General features: G+C 40.0%; 14 protein-coding genes. All 14 read right to left on the bottom strand.

Annotation, left to right across the window (positions count from 1 at the left end; all coding sequences use genetic code 11):
• Positions 1 to 160: 160 nt before the first annotated feature.
• The 14 genes from LPH68_RS22365 to LPH68_RS22300 all read right to left on the bottom strand — a co-directional run bounded on the left by LPH68_RS22365 (position 161) and on the right by LPH68_RS22300 (position 20786).
• A complete protein-coding gene (locus LPH68_RS22365) occupies positions 161 to 2590 on the bottom strand; it encodes a glycoside hydrolase family 20 protein (protein WP_151923562.1) in 2430 nt (809 codons plus the stop codon).
• Positions 2591 to 2746: 156 nt separating this feature from the next.
• Positions 2747 to 4036 (bottom strand): thioredoxin domain-containing protein, encoded by a 1290-nt coding sequence (locus LPH68_RS22360; RefSeq protein ID WP_074910172.1) that lies wholly within the window; start codon positions 4034 to 4036, stop codon positions 2747 to 2749.
• A gap of 20 nt (positions 4037 to 4056) precedes the next feature.
• Positions 4057 to 5217, bottom strand: coding sequence for an aspartyl protease family protein (locus LPH68_RS22355; RefSeq protein ID WP_074910167.1), 1161 nt, complete (start codon positions 5215 to 5217; stop codon positions 4057 to 4059).
• Between the two features lies 1 nt (position 5218).
• Positions 5219 to 6358 (bottom strand): aspartyl protease family protein, encoded by a 1140-nt coding sequence (locus tag LPH68_RS22350; protein WP_074707512.1) that lies wholly within the window; start codon positions 6356 to 6358, stop codon positions 5219 to 5221.
• Positions 6359 to 6368: 10 nt separating this feature from the next.
• Entirely contained in the window at positions 6369 to 8075 is a 1707-nt protein-coding gene (locus tag LPH68_RS22345) for a S8 family serine peptidase (protein ID WP_074910162.1), read from the bottom strand.
• A gap of 31 nt (positions 8076 to 8106) precedes the next feature.
• A complete protein-coding gene (locus LPH68_RS22340; protein ID WP_081357938.1) occupies positions 8107 to 9132 on the bottom strand; it encodes a peroxiredoxin in 1026 nt (341 codons plus the stop codon).
• 11 nt (positions 9133 to 9143) lie between these two features.
• Positions 9144 to 10157: a hypothetical protein gene (locus tag LPH68_RS22335; protein ID WP_015532473.1), complete on the bottom strand. Its 1014-nt coding sequence runs from the start codon at positions 10155 to 10157 to the stop codon at positions 9144 to 9146.
• A gap of 31 nt (positions 10158 to 10188) precedes the next feature.
• Entirely contained in the window at positions 10189 to 11733 is a 1545-nt protein-coding gene (locus LPH68_RS22330) for a RagB/SusD family nutrient uptake outer membrane protein (RefSeq protein WP_074910156.1), read from the bottom strand.
• A gap of 19 nt (positions 11734 to 11752) precedes the next feature.
• Positions 11753 to 15319 carry a SusC/RagA family TonB-linked outer membrane protein gene (locus LPH68_RS22325; RefSeq protein ID WP_192923106.1) on the bottom strand — a complete coding sequence of 1189 codons (3567 nt, stop codon included), beginning with the start codon at positions 15317 to 15319 and terminating at the stop codon, positions 11753 to 11755.
• Positions 15320 to 15348: 29 nt separating this feature from the next.
• Positions 15349 to 16509 (bottom strand): FecR family protein, encoded by a 1161-nt coding sequence (locus LPH68_RS22320; protein ID WP_008645680.1) that lies wholly within the window; start codon positions 16507 to 16509, stop codon positions 15349 to 15351.
• A gap of 67 nt (positions 16510 to 16576) precedes the next feature.
• On the bottom strand, positions 16577 to 17131 hold the full coding sequence (locus LPH68_RS22315; protein WP_008645681.1) for an RNA polymerase sigma factor: 555 nt from the start codon (positions 17129 to 17131) through the stop codon (positions 16577 to 16579).
• A gap of 34 nt (positions 17132 to 17165) precedes the next feature.
• Positions 17166 to 17867, bottom strand: a complete 702-nt coding sequence (locus LPH68_RS22310; RefSeq protein ID WP_009039694.1) for a Crp/Fnr family transcriptional regulator — start codon at positions 17865 to 17867, stop codon at positions 17166 to 17168.
• A 116-nt stretch (positions 17868 to 17983) separates the two neighbouring features.
• A complete protein-coding gene (locus tag LPH68_RS22305; protein ID WP_008645682.1) occupies positions 17984 to 20173 on the bottom strand; it encodes a glutamine synthetase III in 2190 nt (729 codons plus the stop codon).
• A 139-nt stretch (positions 20174 to 20312) separates the two neighbouring features.
• The gene (locus tag LPH68_RS22300) at positions 20313 to 20786 is read right to left on the bottom strand and encodes a hypothetical protein (RefSeq protein WP_008645683.1); all 474 of its coding nucleotides are present in this window, start codon (positions 20784 to 20786) and stop codon (positions 20313 to 20315) included.
• Between the last annotated feature and the right edge of the window lie 153 nt (positions 20787 to 20939).

Here is a 20939-nt window from a genome sequence, read left to right as displayed (position 1 = left end):
ATCAAGAGAAAAGCTCACGTAAAGCAAAGCTTTTCTCTTGATTTTTTAGAAAGAGGAACATTTACTGAATATCCCTATTCAGGTACGGAATAAATGATGCGGATTCCACGTGCTGTTGGGTCAGCACCGTGAAATCCGCATAAAATATAGTTAGCTTTGTTTAATAAGCTTCTATTTCATCAATCCATAATTCGGCAGGAATAACTTCCGGACCATTGTTCTTTTCAAAGTTAACTCCATTGCGTAGTGTACCGCCATTCTTAATCTTAACTTTCAGGAAGGTAGCCTGTGTTGGCTCAAATTCAATGGAATCAGTGAATGCAATTCGTCCTGTTTCCGGATAATCGTGTTTCAAGGCTTTTTCAGCTACCGGAGTGTATTGTTTGCCATCTGCTGATACTTCTACGGCAACTCCTCCTGCAGGAAGAATTCTCATAGCCGGATTGAATAAAGAACCGAAAATTATTTTGCTGATTTGTGTCGGCTTATCCAAATTAACGATAAATTCCAAGTCTTTACCTTCAACAATGCCAAAGCTGCACCACGGAGTATAAGAAGCGTTATTTCCTCGTTTACCGTTGGTCAGTCCGAAGGTTGTCTTGTCAGCTCCTAATACATCGTTTTCATCAAATATATCGCCTGTCCATCCCATCTTATAATTAACAGTATAGGGCTTTCCTGTCAATAAATTACCGTATAATGGCTTGTGAGCTACTTTACCCAGCATTTTTCCATCTTTGAAAGCAGCTGCTTTCAGGTCGATATTACCTTCCAGAACGAAAGGATTTTCGTACAGTGTGGATGTTTTACTAGGTTCACTGCCGTCCGTAGTATATCGGATTTCTGCATTCGGATAGAAACTTTCCAGCATTACCATTAAAGGAGCGTTTTCACCCGCGTGCGTATTTACGTTTACATCAAAGAAGTTGAGACAAGGTTTGGTGTTCATTACTTCCAAACGTTCAAATTCAGTTACCATTCGTTCGCAGAAATTCTTCCAGTCTTTGTTTGCGTTTTGTGTCCAGGCCGTTTCGGCGATAGCCATTGCACGCGGGAAGGCCTGATAGTCTGTACGTTCGGAAGTCTGCATATATTCTCTCCATATATTGCCTTGTATTCCGATGATATGCTTCTTGGCAAGCTCGTCTGCATCGTCCGGAACAGGGTTATAGCTATATGTTTTCTTCAGTGTGTTGTATCCGCCGATAGTCGTCGGAGCAATTCCCGGTTCTTCCTGGTAGTAGTCCAGATATACATAAGGGTTCGGAGTCATAATCGCATTATGTCCGGCTTTGGCAGCGTTCATTCCTCCTTCTACACCACGCCATGACATAACAGTCGCATTTGGAGCCAGACCACCTTCGAGGATTTCATCCCAACCAATGATGTTCCTGCCTTTGCTATTCAGATATTTCTCCATGCGGGTAACAAAATAGCTCTGCAACTTATCTTCTTTACTATGCTTTATTCCGTCCGTCTTGCTGGGAGTCGTATCATCCTTCAGTCCTAACTGGCGGATTAGCTGCTGGCAGAAAGCACTGTTCTTCCACGCTGTTTTGGGACATTCGTCGCCACCGATGTGAATGTATTCGCTAGGGAATAATTCAATTACTTCATCCATCACTCCTTCAAAGAATTTGAAAGTTGTTTCACTCGGACAGAATACCTGTTCGAATACACCCCATGTAGGAGATACTTTATAAGTCTGTGTAGAATCACATGACAGTTCCGGATAGGCGGCCAGTGCAGCCAACGCATGTCCCGGCATTTCTATTTCGGGAACAACGTTGATATATTTACTTGCAGCATAAGCTACTACATCTTTGATTTGTTCCTGTGTGTAATACCCTCCGTGTTCTTTTCCGTCGAATACTTGCGGATAATTTACATAGTAATAGTCTACCAATGTCTTTTCACGTTTAGAACCGATTTCTGTCAATTTAGGATATTTCTTGATTTCGATTCTCCATCCCTGATCGTCTGTCAAATGCCAATGGAAAACATTCATCTTGTTCATTGCCAGCAAGTCGATAAACTTGTAAATATAGTCAATCGGTACATAATGGCGGCAAACATCCAGCATCAGTCCGCGGTGAACAAAACGGGGCGAATCTTCTATTTCTACAGCAGGAACCGACCAGTTTGCTTTCTTATCCAACTGGTTTCCGTAAACCGCCGGAGGGAGTAACTGATAAAGTGTCTGTACGCCGTAGAAGAACCCGTTCGGCTGGGAAGCGGTGAGTGTAATGAGACTGGGAGTAACGGATAATTTATATCCTTCCTTCGGCATACCTTCCTGCACAACAAAACAGATTGCTGATTTTCCATCTGCACTTTCTGCTTCTTTCAACGAGATTCCTGCTGTCTGTTTTAAACGTTCGGCCAGGCTGTCGGCAATACCTTTAACTTCCGGAGCATCGGAAGGAATTACCAGACTGACTTTGCTGTTTAGTTCAAAACGTCCTTCCTGTGGGAGAATTTGATTGGGTTTGGGAACGATGTTGTACTCGTTCGCCGCTTCTTTTGTCTTTTGGCAACTGGGGGCAATCATAAGCAAGGACAAAAGAAGAAGAGAAATACTTTTCTTCATGGTCAAAATGTGTGTTAAGTTATAAATAGATTTGACAGGGCAAATGTACTTGTTTTAATGATAAGTTCCAATGATATGGAAATAAAAAAGCCGGAACGGATTCCGGCTCTTAGCTAAAGTTTTAGATTTACATAGTTATATATTAAGAGAGATGTTTTATTTCAGAAGTTGTTCTTCAATGATTTGCACATACTTTTCCGGCGTAGCACCAACCTCGATTATCGGTTTGCCGCCTACCGGGATGAAGAATAACGTAGGTAATGCCTGTACACTAAAATGGCTACATAAATCTTTTTCTTTATCAGCATTTACCTTATAGAATATAACTTTTCCTTTATATTTTTCAGCTAGTTTCTCCATTTCCGGAAGTAGACGCATACATGGACCGCACCATGTAGCCCAAAAATCGATAACTATCGGTTTGTCTCCATTATAGATGAAATCATTTCCTTTTCGGTAGTCGAAAATGTGTTCGAGGAAGAACTGGCGGGTAATTGGATTCAATTTACCATCTTCAACTTTGGTTTCCGTCACTTTAGCTTCCGCTTCCGGTATAGGAACCATATCGAATGGTTGAAAGTAAATTTTCTGATGAATATAGTCAATAGATATAATTCCGTAGTCCAGTATCTTTTTGCCTAATACGGAACGTTTCAAGAATGGGTTTTTCACTGCTATGGCATCTTCAATCTTTGTTTTTACAAACATCGTTTCAGGTAGGATGAGGCTTTCCTCTTCTTTCCTTGTTTCTTTATATCCATTGGAGACTTTTTGGTTACTTCCTTTGGTATATTGTGTGTTCCATGTATTGAAATCTGCTTCAGTAAGATTCACTAATCCTTCACTCCATGTATCCAGGACAAAAGATATCGGCTTTCCCTGAATGTTTATCGGACATACTACTCCTAATCCTGTTATCAGGTTAAAATTTTCCCGATAGTTAAGTTTCATATAAGAAGGACGGTAGGGTTGTGTAATCGTAATTTTCTTCCGTTGCATGTCAATGGTTAATACAGAAGTGCGGAAAACAGCACCACTTAATACACCCATAACCCCTAGCTTGCGTAGATAAGGTTCGTCTTCTAATGTGAAAGCCGGAAGATCGTTTGCAAATGTATTTTTACCAATAGCTACTGTTCCCATTTCATATACCTTTCCAACAGGTACCTGTTTAAATACAAAATCTTGGTAAGAACTAAAAGTTCCTCTCTTTTCTGTATTGATGTGTAACTTTTTGAGAGCTTCAGGAAGTAGAGCGTTATGTCCCGATAAATCAAGGACAAAGTCAGCTGCTTCACCATTTATAGTGGCTTCCACGATAATTTTTCCATCAATAGTTTTGAATGGAATGACCTCTGTCATACTGTTTTGTGTTTGTGCACTGATGCCTCCTGTGATACAAAATGCAAGCAAACAGAGATACATTTTAGTTATTATTCGTTTCATATATTCTTTCTGTTTAAAGTTTATTTCTCTTTCCTGATTTCAATTCTTTTCTCTTGATTATCTTTTTTGATGATAATATAGCCGGTATCACCAGGTATAGCATTCATAATTTCTTCTACGGCCATCTGGCTCATGGGGCAATCTTTAAGAGAAGTTCCGTTGATATTAATCACTTCGTCGCCGAAAGCAACTGTATCTTTCATGCTATCCCATATAGTTGTAATTTCGAATCTTTCGTTGCGCGGTAATATGCTTACGTTCCAAAGAGAGGGAACACCTCCCATGTCGGTTTTTCCTTCTTCAAATGGGAGGAAGTAAAAACGTCTCCGCATATAATCAATAATTACTTTACCATATTTCAGTAGATCCACCCCGATGATAGTTCCATTCATGACAGTTGTTGTACTACCTACGTTTGTGAATTCTTTTCCCATGATATTGATAGAAGGTACAGATACTTTTTTAATATCTACCGGCTTGCCCAACCCTGTTATTCCGGCAGCTACGATACCATATCCATGATTGGTAACTTGCGAAATGTCAGCCAACCTGTTGTAATCTTCCGTACAATAAAGCAGAAAGCCTCCTGCACCTGTGTCGAATAGAACTTTTAAATCATTGTTTCCTAAGCGAACGTTGACAATGGAATGATGTTCAGTTTCATCTAACAGCGGAATTCCATCTGTAACCTTTAACTTTTCGGGACGATAAGGATAGTTGATTACCATTATTTTAGAACGGGAATCGAATGTTACTACCGACTGTGCAAAGGCATCTCCTCCCAGAATTCCGACAACTCCCAGTTCTGTGAAGAATGGATTCTTAGGTAGTACCATCGTTTTCAACTGTTTGATTTTGTAGTTCTTTCCGATGGAAATATTTTGTACGTGGGCTTCCTGATAGTTGGAGCCTTGTGCATTCACATCGGAAATGCGCATATATCCTGCGGCAGTAGCTTTCATTTCAGTTGCGGCGTCATACATAGTCCCGGTTCTTCCTCCTGTATCGACGATGTATTTTACATTTACGCCATTAACAGTAACGGGTATAATGATTTTCTCCTGAATGAATTCATAAGGAATGGTATCGCAAACTTTATTCTGGATTTGCGCTATCGTTTCTTGTCCGCAGTTTAGAAATAATAGCAGCCATAAGCCGGTCAGTATTCCTATTCTTTTCATGTCATTCTTTTTTGTAGATAATATTTTTTATTCCGGAAGCAGTTTCAATCGTTAGCTTCGTCTGTTTTTTCTCTTTCAATTCCGGTATTCCGTTCAGAATACTTTCGCAGAAGTCATATTTTTTAGCAGGTTTGCCATTAATCTTAATCACTTTGTCTCCTACTTCTATCTTACCTTTCGTGCTGCTCCAGACGGTGGATACATATAAGTCTCCGTCTTTGACCGTCAAATCGAAGTTGTTGCATTGATTGTTGATTTCATTATCCGGTTGGAAAGCTTCAAAATAGAATCTTCCACGTGGATAGTCGATAGTCACTTTTCCGTATTGTAATAACTTTACACCTAGTAATGTGTAAGGGTGTTTGTCTGTATGGGTCGTTAAGTTGCGGAATTTGGTGGCTCCTACTGATAATAAGGGAATATGTACTCTATATGAAGATGCTTTATCTGCTTGTCCGGCTACTCCGATGCTTCCTTCCCCATATCCTTCAGAAACGACTTCCATAGATGCCTCCGGTTTAATTCTCTCAAAATCACTTTCAATAAGAGATAACAGACTGGGACTGCCTGTATCAAATAATACGGTGATGTTGCTGACCGGAGCGATCTGTACATTGACAATTGGCATTCCTCCTTCTTTGGTGAAATTCAGCATTTTTCGTAAAGATACTGTAGAAGGCTTTTCGGCAGATGTGACTATGATATTTTTAGTCTGCGAATCAATGCTTACAATAGTACTTGCAAATAAATCGCTTCCGATGATACCATCTACTCCAAAACATTCCCAGCCTTTTACTTCATTGATGATTAGCGACGGGGCATTTTTAAAGTTAATAACATCATCGGGAGTCGTCAGATTTTCTATTCGCGTAGTTTTGTAATAGCTTTCCACGTTATTCACATCTGTCACCTTCATAGAGTCTGTTGCTGTTATTTGTAGTGCTTGACAGGCTTTAGTGGTAAGTGCGGTGCGCCCTCCGGTATCAAAGATAAAAGGGCGTGCATTGCCGTTCACTTTCATTTCGATAACCATTTTTTCGCCTACTATCCGATAAGGTATAGTTGCTTTATATTGTTGGGCGAATAAAGGGACCGCCATGCAAAAGGCAATGACGGTTCCTATTAGACGAGTATATTTCATAGACTAATCTTTATTTGCTGACTTTTTCTGCTTCCAAGATTGCTTGGTAGGCATTAACGATACCTCCGGAAATACATAGGTCATCAAAAAGGAATAAATCTTGTGAAGGGCTATCGTTCACGCGGATTCCTTTTTCTACTTCTATGCCTTTGCGTGAAGTGACGCTTTTTAATAATATGTCACGGATTTGAGAACCGGTCAGTTTTGGGAAATAAGACTTCACAAGAGCAGCTACGCCAGCTACAGTAGCCGAAGCCATTCCTTCTCCAGTTCCTTTTTGATAAGTGTCACCCATATAAGATGAATAAATGTCTGTTCCCGGAGCATAAATATCGAGAGCAGTTGCACCGTAATTGGTGTTCAATACCGGATTTCCATTCTTGTCTGAAGAAGCAACTACCATAAAATTAGTAAGTTCTCCCTCTTTATTCATCTTACGATTGGGAAAGAATTCCTCTTTATCCATATCCATTGATAGATCCCAAACCGGAACTATAACTAATGCCCCTTTCTTCTCTGCCTCTTTCAACGCCTCTGACACCCATTGTTTCTGCTCTTTCGGATATATGGAGTTTTGTTCCGGTAATACGATTACATCTGCACCGTGGTTTACTGCATAGCGGATGGCCAATGCCATATCTTTCAGGTACGGTTCTCCTTCTCCCGGGTGGATGCGTAAAGTCATGATTTCAGCATTGTCCGCAATACCATTACTTCCGATACCGTTGTCACGTTTAGCTGCGATAACGCCGGCCTTCATTACGCCTGTTGCCGCATCAGATGTTAACAGTACATTATTACCATAATGCGTATCGTTAATATCCAGAGGATTATCACCTACAATTTCTTTTCGATTATCACTTCCGTATCTCTTTAAAGCTTCTTCATAAGACGCTTTAGCTGTTTCTACACTTTTCTTTCCCATATTCTGATAAACAGGTTCCCATTTATCCGTATTATAGATGCTGAAATAGTAGGCAGTAAGCATAAAGGCAACTTCAGAAAGACTGTCTCTTTCAGCTTTGGGATCATAACAACTTTGGAAGTCCTCAACAGTCAGCTCTTTTCCGGGAAAACGTTTTTTCATGTCCTTATCGAACTTTTCAACATATTCTTCTATAACATAAGATAGTTGAAGACCGCCGTAAGCTCCACCGATTCTTGATTCCGGCATGACTTTATAGCGATAGTAATTATATTCTTCTATGTTTTCCGGTGCGGGGACTTCTTGGCGTTTTCCATTAACTATTTTATAATACTTCTTTCCGTCAAAGATATAATCAGCGTATTTATCTTTGAGACGGAAGAATTCACGTTCTCCTTCGCGTGTCAAAGCTTCCATTACTTGGCCGTCTTTACCACCGATGAAGTTCCAGCCATTGATGTCGTCAACAAACCCGTTTTTATCATCATCTTTTTGGTTTGACTTTTCTTTTGGATTGATCCAGATTGCGTGTTTCAGGTCTTCGTGTTCTACATCCATTCCGGTTCCGATCAGTGCAACAACCGGTCTTTTCTTTGCTTTCTTTTTGTTGGCTTTCAAGTAATCATAAGCTTTGTTTACTTCAGCTCCGTATACACTGTCCTGGTCGAAAGAACAGTTAAACCAGTCCAGTTCGGATTGTTTTTTTTGTGTTTCTGCCTTTGGTTTGATTAACTGGGCTGATACAGTAACGCTGATAAAACAGCATACGATTGGAAATATAAGTTTCTTCATTGTCAAAAGAGTTATAATTTATATAGTTTGTTTATTGTCTTATTTTTAAAATGGCTTCGCGTACTTGTTCACCCCGAACGTTGCGTGCAGCAAGTTTGCCTTCTTTGTCAATGACTACAAGGAAAGGGATGGAGTAGAAGCCGTAAGCAGTCTGGATAGCACTTGGAGTCTTGCTGTTTTTAGGGAATCCTGTCTTATCCCACAGCATCACCCACGGCAATTTTTCTTCATCCAGCATTTTTCTCCATTTTGCTTCGCTGTCATCCAGCGAGACACTGATGAATTCCAGATCGTCAGCCTTCAATTCATTGTATATGGTTAGCATACTACGCATCTCTTTACGACAAGGACCACACCAGGAGGCACAGAAGTCAAGTACGACAATTTTCCCACGGAAGTCTTTCAGACTTACGTTTTTTCCGTTGGCATCTGTGAAAGTAAAGTCGGGACATTCTGCACCAATGATTTGGTGGGAGAGGATTTCTACCCTGTTTACCAGCCATTTGGCAGATAAGGACTTTCTGTCTTGTTCCGGTATCATGTCTAATAGCATTTTGTTGGATTGGTAATCATTTACATCTGCCAGATAGGCTAATGCAGATGCCATGGAGGGAGTTAGTTTTCCTTTGACGGAAGTAGAAATCGTTGCTATATCCGGGTCTTTTTCTGCTGGCATATAGTTTTGTAAAGTCAGAAACGGATCGATGCCAGTGAATGAAAGCGAACTTTGTTCAGGGTTCTTTTCGTCGAAGTAGCCATTGATTGTTACCGGGTTATTTTCCAGATAAATATTCTGTTCGGTTTCTCCTAAATAGAGTTTGTAGACATCAGGAATGATGTTTATTTCATCGGTACTGAATGTGTTATTAGTACCGATGATGCAGCTTAATACAACGCCTTCATTCATATCTTTTATTTGTAAAGTCGTTGGCTTTAATACTTTTATTCTTCCTGATATTCTTAGCCCGTTATTTCCCCATATGGTGGTACCGCATAAGAGTAATATGGTTAATAATAGATTTTTTACTTTTGTCATTATTATGAGTTTATAGTTCATTATCAGAGTTGTTATTCTTCATCTGGAGTCTCCGGTATTGGAGGTAAAGGTAAATCCCAGTCTTCCGGTCCGTTGGCTATTGCTTCCAGATCGATCTGATATTTATCTTTTAAATATTTCTGTACGAAAGCAAACTTTTCGGTGAGAAAAGGATATTTATCAGCCGGATATACCTCTGCTAGTCGTGCTTGGTTATAGTACATGGAAAGATGCATATATCCTATAAAAGTCTCTTCATTGGTTGGAGGATAAGAGTTGTTGGCTGGTTCGCTGATACTATTGAATACATACGTGTTTACACTTCCCGGATATCCTCTGGTAAGATAATAGTTTGGGTCATCTTCCATTCCCAAGCCTGCTATCAGATTAGTGACATGGTCGAATCCCACTTCAAATTCTTCAGGTATAATGATGTTTCCGGCTTTTACTGCTTTTTCCAATACGGGAGCCAATATCATTTTCCGGCGTCTGTCAAGGAGTGCTCTGTCTGTGGGAATTAAATAAGGATCGCTGGGATTGTCTTCTCCAAACATACAAGTGCACCAATAATCCAGCCCATCGTAATTTTCGTGTATGGGTACAATCCAGCTTGCTAGGATTACGCCTCCAACTTCTAATACGCCTTTACTATAGACATTGTATCCCAAATACCAATACATAGGCAGAACTTTAGATGTGATCGGCGGATTCAAGTATGCAAAGATATGCTTTTTCATAAATTCGACATAGTAATTGGTCATTTCGTCATTTACACAGCCTTGGCCTTCGTAGCCACTACCATATGATATGCCTGTCCAGCTGCGATTAAAATCAGCCCTTTGCAGATCTTTATAAATAAGATATACATTATAGTCTTCGTATATTTGGGCGATGTCATCGTCCCAACTATTATTTCCTTGAGGTACTTTAAAGCGTAATTCAATGCCTCCTTCTGTAGGAGTCAGTGTGTCTTCTTCATAACATGAGGTGAATAATGCCATACAAGCAAGTAATCCCCATAATATATATTTTTTTTTCATATTCATTTCTTTTGTTTAATTCATAAGATATATACTATTAACTTTCGCGTTTTGGAGCTAAAGGGTTCTGCTCCAGTTTTTTATTTTTAATTAAGACGGCGTCTGGTATAGGCATGGTATAGGAAGGATCATTCTGTTTTAATGTATATACCTGTTCTCCCCATCTATGAATAATTTGTGGCATTCCGTAGCGTCGGAGATCAAACCATCGTTGCCCTTCAAAACAAAGTTCTTTTCTTCTTTCATTTTTGATGAAAGTTTTGAGCGCATCACCTGTTAATCCGGTAGGCTCAACAAATTTGTCGGGTTCATAACGTTTAGCCAGTAAGGTTTTTAAAGCAGATAGTGCTGTACTCTCGTCATTATTATGGGCAGCTGCTTCTGCTAGATTTAAATAAGCCTCACCTAGTCTGAAGGATAAAGCAAAGTTTTCCGAACCACTAGGTTCACCTGTAGCTGAAAGTTTGTATTTGCCGAAAGTAGTATAAGAGTCTTCATAGAAAACTTTATCATCTTTATTGAACTCTTTTGCTATATACTTTTCTTTTCTTAAATCTCCATCTTCAAAGCTTTCAATCAAGTTATCAGAAGCGATAAAAGCTTCTCGGTAATAGGTGGTGGTATTACCGAAGTAACCTTCTTCCTCATACTCTACCGACTCATCATTGAATACAGTTAAGTCTGAAACGCTTCCATATAACCAAATAACCTCAGATGATTTTAAAGATGTAAAATTGTAATAAGGCTCTGCCACTGTTGGAGAAGGGAGGTTATTTAAGTCTACTAAAGCGAAGGACCAGTCTTTTATTACTTTGTTGGCGTATATCGCTGCATCTTTCCAGTTTTCCATATAGAGAAAGACGCGGGACTTCAGCAATTGTATCATTGGAAGGCTAACCAGATAATTCGGTTCATATTGTTTATCTTTGCTTAAAGTAAGGAATAAACGTTCAGCTTCATTCAGATCGTCCACAATTTGGTTGTATACTTCCTCAACGGTGTTTCGTGTCATTAATAGTTGGTCTTCAGGTAGCAGGTTGCTGTCTAGTTTGAGTGGAACTCCTAAAGCCTGTTTGTTATAGTTGTATGGTGCTCCAAAATGATTGACTAACATAAAATAATAGAAAGCTCTTAATCCGAGGGATTGGGCTATTACATAATTTTTTTCAGCCTCCGTACCATTTACGTCACCGATATAATCAAGAGCTGCATTTGCGCCTAAGATATAGTTATAGTATCCTTCCCAGATATTCTGAAGAGGATAACCATTTCTTTCCATAATGAAAAACATATCCGGTTGCCATGTATAAACAGCTTGTTTGGCTTCTATATTTTTTAGAGAGTTGATGCTAAATTCATAATCAGTTTTGTGGAACTGAATGTCATCGTCTAAGAAGCTAAGAAAGGGTAGTAGGAAATTGCTTTTATCCTGTCTGGGATAAGCAGAACCGATTAACATTTCTTGCAAAGCATTTGCATCTTTGGGAACGTACTCACTTTGAGATTTAGGCTCTAGAAAATCTGAGCAAGAGGATAGTGATAGTAAGACTATTCCTGTTAGTATGTATATAATTCTTTTCATTGTCTATCTTTTTATTTTTTTAGAAACCAATGTTAATACCTAATGAATAATTCCGTGGAAGTACACTGTTGCTAACTTCCGGGTCGAAACCGTTGAAACGTTTGCTGGCGATAACAAAGATGTTATCCATGTTAAAGTTGAGTGATAGATTTTTCATATATATTTTTTCGCACCACTCACGTTTCATTTGCCAGGATAGACCGATGTTGCGGCAGCGTAAGAAAGAACCACTGACCACCATAGCGTCAGATTGTTCCCATAATGGAATGCTATAAACATTCTCATTGTTGGGCAATTCTATATAAGCCATTCCTGCTTTGGGTAAAGAAGGAATGATTGTATGGGCTTCGTCTCCCGGTTCTTTCCAACGGTTCAGTAAATCGCGGTTTATATTTGTATATGGATCTGGCATATAATAAGAACTAGCGAATTGTTCGTATGGTGATGGCAGACGTTTCTTGTTGCCGAGTAAAAGTGAAAAACTGGTGTTTAAAGTTAATGATTTATAGCGGAAACTTAAGCTCAATCCACCAGTGAAATAAGGATCTTTCTGACCAGAATATACCAGATAAGTAGTCGGATCTATTTGTCTGCTACGTTCTTCTTCCGGAATATCCAAAAGATTGAATAAAGCTTCACCGGTTTTTCCGTCTAATCCTGCAAAAGAGTATGACCAGAAACTGCTGAGCGGATATCCTTCTTTTAATACAATATCTGAACGTCCACTTAAGAAGGAAGCTGCATTGACATCAATGTCTGTATGTCCGCCTTCATTCCAGTTCTTGGAAGCATTCAAACTGACACTTAATGCATAGTCCCGTTTCTGTATCGGGGTAAAAGTTAATGTGTATTCGATACCTCTGTTGTGGATAATACCACCGTTGCGTTTCATGGATGTTATTCCATATTCATAAGGTAATTCCAGTTCAACAATGGCATTGGATCGTCTTGTATAATATTCCAAATTCATATAAAACATACTGAATAATTCCAGGTCTACACCGAAATTCCATGATTTGGTACGTTCCCATGATAGATTCGGATTTGGGATTTGGGAGATGGTAGACTGATATCTGTTGTATAGATTAGCCACTTTCCCCTGATTTAAAATCAAATCCGGACTAATGCGCGTTACTGCATTTCCTTGAATACCATAGGTGCCGCGGAAGTTTAAGGTTGTTATCCATTTTACATATTTCTTCATGAAGTCCTCTTCTGAAGCTCTCCAGGAGAAACCGAATGAATAGGTAGGGTCAATACGGTGATTGGCATCCTGACCGAAACGGTTGGATGCATCATTACGTATATTTGCATTAACAACATATCGGTTTTTGAGTGAATATGCCAATGTGGCGAATACGGAAAGGTAATTGTCTGTAGTATTGACTTTTCTCCATCCACCATCATATATCTTTTTTAAAAGCCCCCATCCTTCGTTTTTAGAACCTGTAATCGGTGTAAAAGCTTGTGGAGTGGTTGGTAATGTTATTACTTCTCCTCTATCTGGGGCATATCCCCATACCGTATTGCTGACACCTTTATTAGTGGAAGAACGTAATTCCATACCTACTAAAGCATTAATTCGGTTCTCATTATTAAAGGCTTTACTGAATTGCAGTTTATTTTGGATGTTGTAAGAGTACTGCTGTGCGTTATTTGTGAATAATTCGCCTCCGAATGGGAGTAAGGCTGCTCCAAACTCTTTACTGTTTGGTGAGACAGAGTTGAAATCATAACCACGATATGTTTCAGCAATATAAAACGTTTGTTCAGTTTCCCAAGCTTCGTTTGTGCTGTTATTATTGGAATATCCACCAGTAAATTGGTAAGTTAACCAGTCCAATATATTCCATTTCAAGTCTAGCGAAGCTGACATGAAACTTGATTTTGATTTAGAACCACTATTATTCCGTTCATTTACGAAATTGTATGATAATGATTTGACTCCGCTATTGTATGGGTATGAGGCTTTCATTTGATAGTAAGCATCAGGGTCTATAGAACGATTGGTAGTAGTAGCATACCCCATAGGATTGACTCCTCCGGCAAAACCGTTATTCGTACTTACGCTACCGTTGATCGTTGCATTAATCGTTAGTTTTTGTACCGGGCGTATGGTGATGGCAACGCGTCCGGTCATACGTTCACTGTCGTTTCCTATTTCCTGCCCTTCGCTATTGGAATATCCCATAGAAGCTGCATAACTGTATTTATTTGTTCCACCGGAAACACTTATATTATGGTTATGGCTAAAAGAACGGCGGGTTAGTAGTTTGAACCAATCTGTATTTTGTGTTTCCAGAACATTGCGTTGTGCCAGAAAATCTTCAGAAGATATATCGTGCGATAGATACATATTCAATAATCCTTCATAAGTATATATTTGTTTGATTGGTTCTGTGCCATAAGGTGTTCCCCAGTTAAAAGCTTCTTGTGAGAATAGTACTCTTTCTTTGGAATTCATATAATTAAACTGTCCATAGTTGGGACGCGTACCCATTACAAAATTAGAGGTGTAATTGACACTTAGACGATCAGTCGTATTCTTTTTGGTTGTGATCTCAATAACACCATTCGATGCTTTTGAACCATAAATAGCGGTCGCAGAAGCATCTTTTAAAATACTAATGCTTTCGATATCAGCAGGATTTAACCAAGAAATCTGATTACCGATAATGTTTTTCAAGTCCTCTGTCATGAGAGAAGATGCATTCAATTCCAGGGGGTCTTCCTGAATGATGCCGTCGACTACCCAAAGTGGGTCTTGATTACCCAGTAAGGTACTGGTACCACGGATTTGAATTTTCGGGGCAGTACCTACACGACTACTTGTATTGGTGACAATCATACCTGCCACACGTCCTTGCAACATTTGGTCAATAGTGGTATATGAAGGCATTAAAATATCTTTTGCTTTTACTGTGGTAATAGAACCTACTAGGTCACGGCGTTGAATATTCTGATAACCGGTTACAACCACTTCGTCAATTTCAGTACTGGAACTGTTTAGAGTGACATTAATCGTTTTCTTTCCTGTATATCTTACAGTCTTTTTCTCCATTCCGATGAATGAATAAGTTAATATTAACCCTTCTTGTGCAGGAATATTAAAAGTGTAATGTCCGTCTAGTCCGGCGATAGCTCCATGTTTTGAACCTCGGACAGTGACTGTAGCTCCGGGAAGTGCTTCACCGCTTGCATCACGTATCCATCCACTAATCGTGATTTTATTAGTCTTTCTTTTCTTAATAACGATGGCAGTGCCTGATACTTCATAAGTCAGGTTAGTTCCTTCCAGACATTCATCCAGAATTTCGGTGATCGTTTTGTTTTTTGCCCTTACGCTGATATCGGTTATGTTAGCGATATCTTCTGTTGCGTACATAAAGATGAATTTTGTACGGTTTTGCAAATACCAAAGCGTAGATTCCAGGCTTTCGCCTCTCAGATCAACGGAGATTCGCTGATTGTCTTGTGCTTGAATCATAAGTGAAGAAAGGGAGAATATCCATAAAAGGCAGAGCTTAACGAAATTTCTGCTTACATAAGATACTCCCTTTGAGGAGGATTGTGTTCGTTTTTTCATAATGCGTTAGTTATAATATGTATTAATAGTTATTGTTTATAAGAAATGTGCAGTATACCTTCTCTTTGTTTTATGTCTACCATATTTAATTCCATTATCATGTCGATAATTGGATTCATGTTTGCATAGCGGTTGAGATAAGCTCCGATTTGTACCTGTCTGGCTGCATCGTCTTCAAAAGTGTATGTGAATCCGTACCATTTGGAAAGATATGACATTACATTCTCAAGAGGAACGTTCATAAATATGAATGATCCGGACTCCCAGGAAGTGTATAATTCTGTATTTACGTTAGATACGGTACTTTCCCGACTATTTTTGTCATATACGAAATGTTGGTTTGGAATCAATTCATAATCTTCGTTTTCACTGCTAATCTCTATAGCTCCACTAATTAGTGTAGTACTTTCCACTTCTTCATCCGCATAAGCCCTTACATTGAAAGAAGTTCCTGTCACCCGAATAGAAGTGTGCGGTGTTTGCACGATAAAAGGATGTGCTTTATCTGGAGCAACATCAAAATAGGCTTCACCTTCAACCTGTACGATGCGTTCCTTATCGCTGAAACAAATCGGATAAGTCAGTTGTGATTCTGCGTTCAGATGTACTTTTGTTCCATCCGAAAGGACAATGTGACATTCCATACCATGCAGTGTACGAAGCGTATTTTTGATTTCTTTCACTTTGGGCTTGTTGGCAGGAGTTTGATAATTTATCCCTTTGGAGTCAATGATGAACACTTCAGTTGCACCCTCCGGAAGGACATTCTCAAAAAGGTTGAAGGTGTTGCCATTACTTAAAGTCAGTTCTCCGCCATGGGTTCCTGGAGTGATTTCACCGATTGGTTCTCCGGCTACCCAATTATAAATAAGGTATGAAATCGGTATTAACAATAGCAAAAGAAGAGCCGCATATTTCAGACTCCTTTTCCATGAAAGAAAACCGGATGTTTTTTCTCCTCCTAGTAGCGGATAGATTCTGTCCCATGCCTTTTGTGAAGAGAAGCTTTTTATTAACCGGCTGTTTTCTTCATACGTTTCCTTATTTAATATCCGGTCGGCTATTTTTTGATGCTCCGGATTTTCATCCAACCACGCATGATAGTTTTTTTTCTCTTCGGGAGTAGACGAATGAGTAAATAAGGAAGCTAAGATTTTTGCAATTTTAAATTTTTCTTTGAATGAATTCATCGTTTTTTCGATTTGTTATATAAGTAAAACAATCCAATCGAAAAAACGGGGTAATCAAAAAGTTACTTTATTTGCATAAAAATAGTAATAAGGTGTAATTTATGCCTTTGAGACTTTCGCGAAGTTTGCGATAGGCGAATTTCTTTAACGTATGGACAGTGCCTTCTGAAATTTGCAATTTGTCAGCAATCTCATGGTTTTTTAACCCTTTCATAGAGTATAAGATGATATTTCGCATTTGGGTAGGCAATTCTTCTACCGCTTTGCGAACCATGTGGAATGTTTCCTGTTCGATAATAGCAGCTTCAAAACCACTATCGAATTCTTCCTGTCCGGAAAAATTAGGAATATCTAATTGTTCATGTTTTAGGTGATTCAGACATTTATTTCGGGTGACGGTATAAAGGAAGCTTTTTACTTTCAAAATGTTGTCGAAATCTTCTTTCCGTTCCCAATAAGCTAACAGTACATCTTGCGCAATGTCTTTGCAAACTTCTTTGTCTTCAATATAGTGGGATGCGAACACGCAAAGAATAGGATAGTAGTCATCAAATAGCTTTTTGAAAGCCTGTTTGTTACCACGTCTGATGTCTGCAATTATATTTTCTATATGTATGTTCACTATTTAGGGTGGAGCGACTGGTGCAGGAATTTTCTTATCCAATCTTACTTATTTTCTTCAGCTTTTCTTCTTCGATGATTTTGATCTTTCTTCCGTCGATTGTAATCAGTCGTTCCGTAGCGAACTGTGACAATGTGCGGATAGCATTCGAAGTAGTCATATTAGAGAGATTAGCTAAATCTTCGCGTGAAAGATAAATGCTCAAAGTAGATCCGTCTTCTTCCAAGCCGTAGCTTTCTTTCAGGAAGATGAGAGATTCGGCCAAGCGTCCGCGGATATGCTTTTGTGTCAGATTGACAGTGCGTTCGTCTGAGATGCCGAGATCAATAGAAAGCTGGCGGATAAAAAACATAGCCAGGTCATTATTCTGGGCAACTAAAGTTAAGATAGCATTCATAGGAATCAGACAAACAACAGAGGGTTCGAAAGCTGCTGCGGCAGTTACAAAATCTTGTTTGGCAAAATAAGCACGATAAGCAAAGTATTCGCGTGGTTTAATCATGCGAATAATCTGACTTCTACCTCCCACGCCATCTTTGAAGATTTTTACTTTCCCACTGATAAGACACATCAGATGAGAAGGTGTTTCCCCTTCGCAGTAGATGGTTTCATTTTTTTTGTAGGTTTGTATCGTATAATTGTTCATCAGAAACTCCTTTTGCTCGTTATTTAAAGGAGCTAACATATCGGATAACGGTTCCGAAATATCGATGTCTGACATATTCATTTTTACCATGAGTGCTACAAAACTGTGTTATACAGCACAAAAGTAAAAAGAAAAAATGAGAAAATGAACGAATCTATAAAAAGATTGCACAAAAGTGGGAGCTTTCGTGCAATCTTATAGGCATTTTATTTAGTAAATAACAGTTCCCTGTATTTGGGTAACGGCCATATTTCATCGTCCACTTCCATCTCCAAATGATCGATGTGATCGCGGATTTGATCGAGGTATGGACGTACTTTTTCTTCGTATGCAAATGCTCTTTCCTTGTAGTTCTCCATGTGGTTGGCAACTTTTCGTGCTTCGGTCATTTCGCGAACCAGTACTTTGATGGAAGTGACCCGGTGTGAAATTTCACGGATCAGCTCTTTGCGGTCGGCACTCAACACTTCGTACTCTTCAGCCGGGAATATTTCTTTCAGTCCGCGAAGATTTTCGAGCAATCGGTTCTGATAGGCAACGGCAGTCGGTACGATGTGATTGATGGCGAGGTCGCCCAATACACGGCCTTCGATTTGCACCTTCATGGTATATTTCTCCAGTTCCACTTCCAGACGGCTGTTCAATTCGGTTTCGTTGAAGATACGTTCGCCAATCAGCACTGATTTGGATTGGTTGTCAATATAGTGCATCAGGGCTTCCGGTACGTGGCAGATGTTAGTCAGTCCGCGGCGTGCGGCTTCCTGTTTCCATTCTTCAGAATAACCGTCGCCCTCAAAACGAATCGGTTCGGAAGCGATAATCGTTTCTTTCAGTATGCGGAAGATGGCTTCATCTTTGCCTACTCCTTCTTCCATCAGTTTTTCTACTGATGCGCGGAATTCGTTCAACTGATTTGCCATGGCGGCATTGATTGCAATCATGGAGGCGGCACAGTTGGAAGACGAACCTGCGGCACGGAACTCGAAACGATTTCCGGTGAATGCGAAAGGAGAGGTGCGGTTACGGTCGGTAGTATCCAGTAGGATTTCGGGGATACGTCCGATACCTAATTTAAGAGTGGTTTTTTCTTCCGGTGTCATTTTCTCGTTTCCTACCTGGCGGACAATTTCGTCGAGAGTAGACGATAGTTGTGAACCCAGGAAGCAGGAGAGAATGGCGGGAGGAGCTTCGTTGGCTCCCAAACGGTAGCTGTTGCTGGCGCTCATGATGGAGGCACGCAGTAAATCCTGGTTTTTATAAACCATCATTAAGGCGTTTACCAGGAAAGTGAGGAATAGCATGTTTCCTTTCGGATTCTTTCCGGGGGCGAACAAGTTGATGCCGGTGTCGGTGCAGAGCGACCAGTTGTTGTGCTTGCCCGAACCGTTTACTCCGCTGTATGGCTTTTCGTGTAGGAGTACATTGAAGTGATGTTTCCTTGCGATACGTTTCATCAAATCCATGACAAGCTGGTTGTGGTCGTTGGCAAGGTTGCAGTTTTCGAAGATAGGGGCCAACTCAAATTGGTTGGGGGCTACTTCGTTATGACGGGTTTTGGCGGGAATACCCAGTTTGTGACACTCAATTTCGAGTTCTTTCATAAATGCCGTGACACGTGGAGGGATGGAGCCGAAATAGTGGTCTTCCAACTGTTGGTCTTTGGCGGAAGAGTGTCCCATCAGTGTCCGTCCCGTCAGGCAGAGGTCGGGGCGTGCATTATATAAGGAAGAGTCAACTAGAAAATATTCCTGTTCCCATCCTAAATTGGTATATACGCGTGTGATGTTCTTGTCGAATAGTTGGCAGACTTCCGTTGCTGCTTTATCTACGGCGGCAAGTGCTTTCAATAATGGAGTTTTGTAATCCAGTGCTTCGCCTGTATAAGAAATGAAGATAGTTGGGATACAAAGAGTGGTGTCTACCACGAATGCCGGTGAAGAAACATCCCAGGCGGTATATCCTCGTGCTTCGAAAGTGTTGCGGATACCGCCGTTGGGGAAAGAAGAGGCGTCCGGCTCTTGCTGGATCAGTAGTTTTCCGGAGAAGCGTTCGATTACTCCGCCATCTTCGCCGAATTCGATAAAACCGTCATGTTTCTCGGCTGTTCCGTCTGTCAGAGGCTGGAACCAGTGTGTGTAGTGAGTGACGTTGAGTGACTTGGCCCAACTTTTCATGCCGTTAGCAATCAAATCTGCTATTTCGCGGCTAATAGGCGTACCTTTTTCGATAGCATCGGTTACAGCTTTGTAGGCTTCTTTGGGAAGATACTCCTGCATCTTCTTGCGGTCGAACACGTGGCTACCATAATAATCAGAGAGTTTGTTGGAAGGAGCAGTTACTTCCAGAGGTTTCCGGTTGGAAAGCTCTTGTAAGGCAAAAAAACGCATTCTTGACATAAATGGTCTACTTTTTATCGGTTGATGGCGCAAAATTATATGTTTTTTCTGAAAGTACCCCTATTTTAAAGGGGGTATTTTTAGAAATGAATGTATTTTTCTAAAGATACCCCCTCTGTTGATTCTCCAACTTCTGTTCTTATTGCTTCTGTTGGTCCATTTCTTTAGCCATCTGTTTAACCAAACTTTCCACTTGGATATAATGGTTGTGATAGTTCCTGAATAACTGTTTGAACACTGGACTGTTCATAGCCATTTGGGTGAGAAATTGTAGGTGTTTACCCGTAGAGGTGTTCATTTGCATACGTTTTTCTTTGCTCAAGTTATCTTGTAGGGAGTAAACACCGCATGAAATTTGGATTTCTGCGATGCCTTCATCCCAAGGATGGGTGTTGAGGTGAGTCAATGCTGCCAAGATTTTTTTCAGGTCTTTCAGCAGAATGTTTAATAGTTCGAATTCGGTGCGGTTTACGGAGCAGGAATCCGGGTTCAGGAGGAAAGCGAATTTAAGGTAGAAATCCTTTAATTCTTCTTTAGGAATAACAAATGAATCTTTGGAAGCCTTTATCATGCCTCCCACCGCTGGTTGAACGGTAACTAGTTTTGTTTCCATAATATAATTATGAATAAGGTGGTAGGCGAAGATTGGCTCAGTCTGAAACCTTGGGGGATTGCGTTAAAATTCTTATTTTTGCATCATGAAAACATCCTCTTCCCAAACGATTGATCCTGTTGCTTCTTTAAGCTTGTTCTTGCCTTCAGGAAT

Origin of the sequence: Bacteroides sp. 1_1_30 (assembly GCF_020982715.1) — a bacterium.
GTDB lineage: Bacteria > Bacteroidota > Bacteroidia > Bacteroidales > Bacteroidaceae > Bacteroides > Bacteroides xylanisolvens.
The sequence above is the reverse complement of the archived record's forward strand: the minus strand, read 5'-3'. Positions and strand labels throughout refer to the sequence as shown.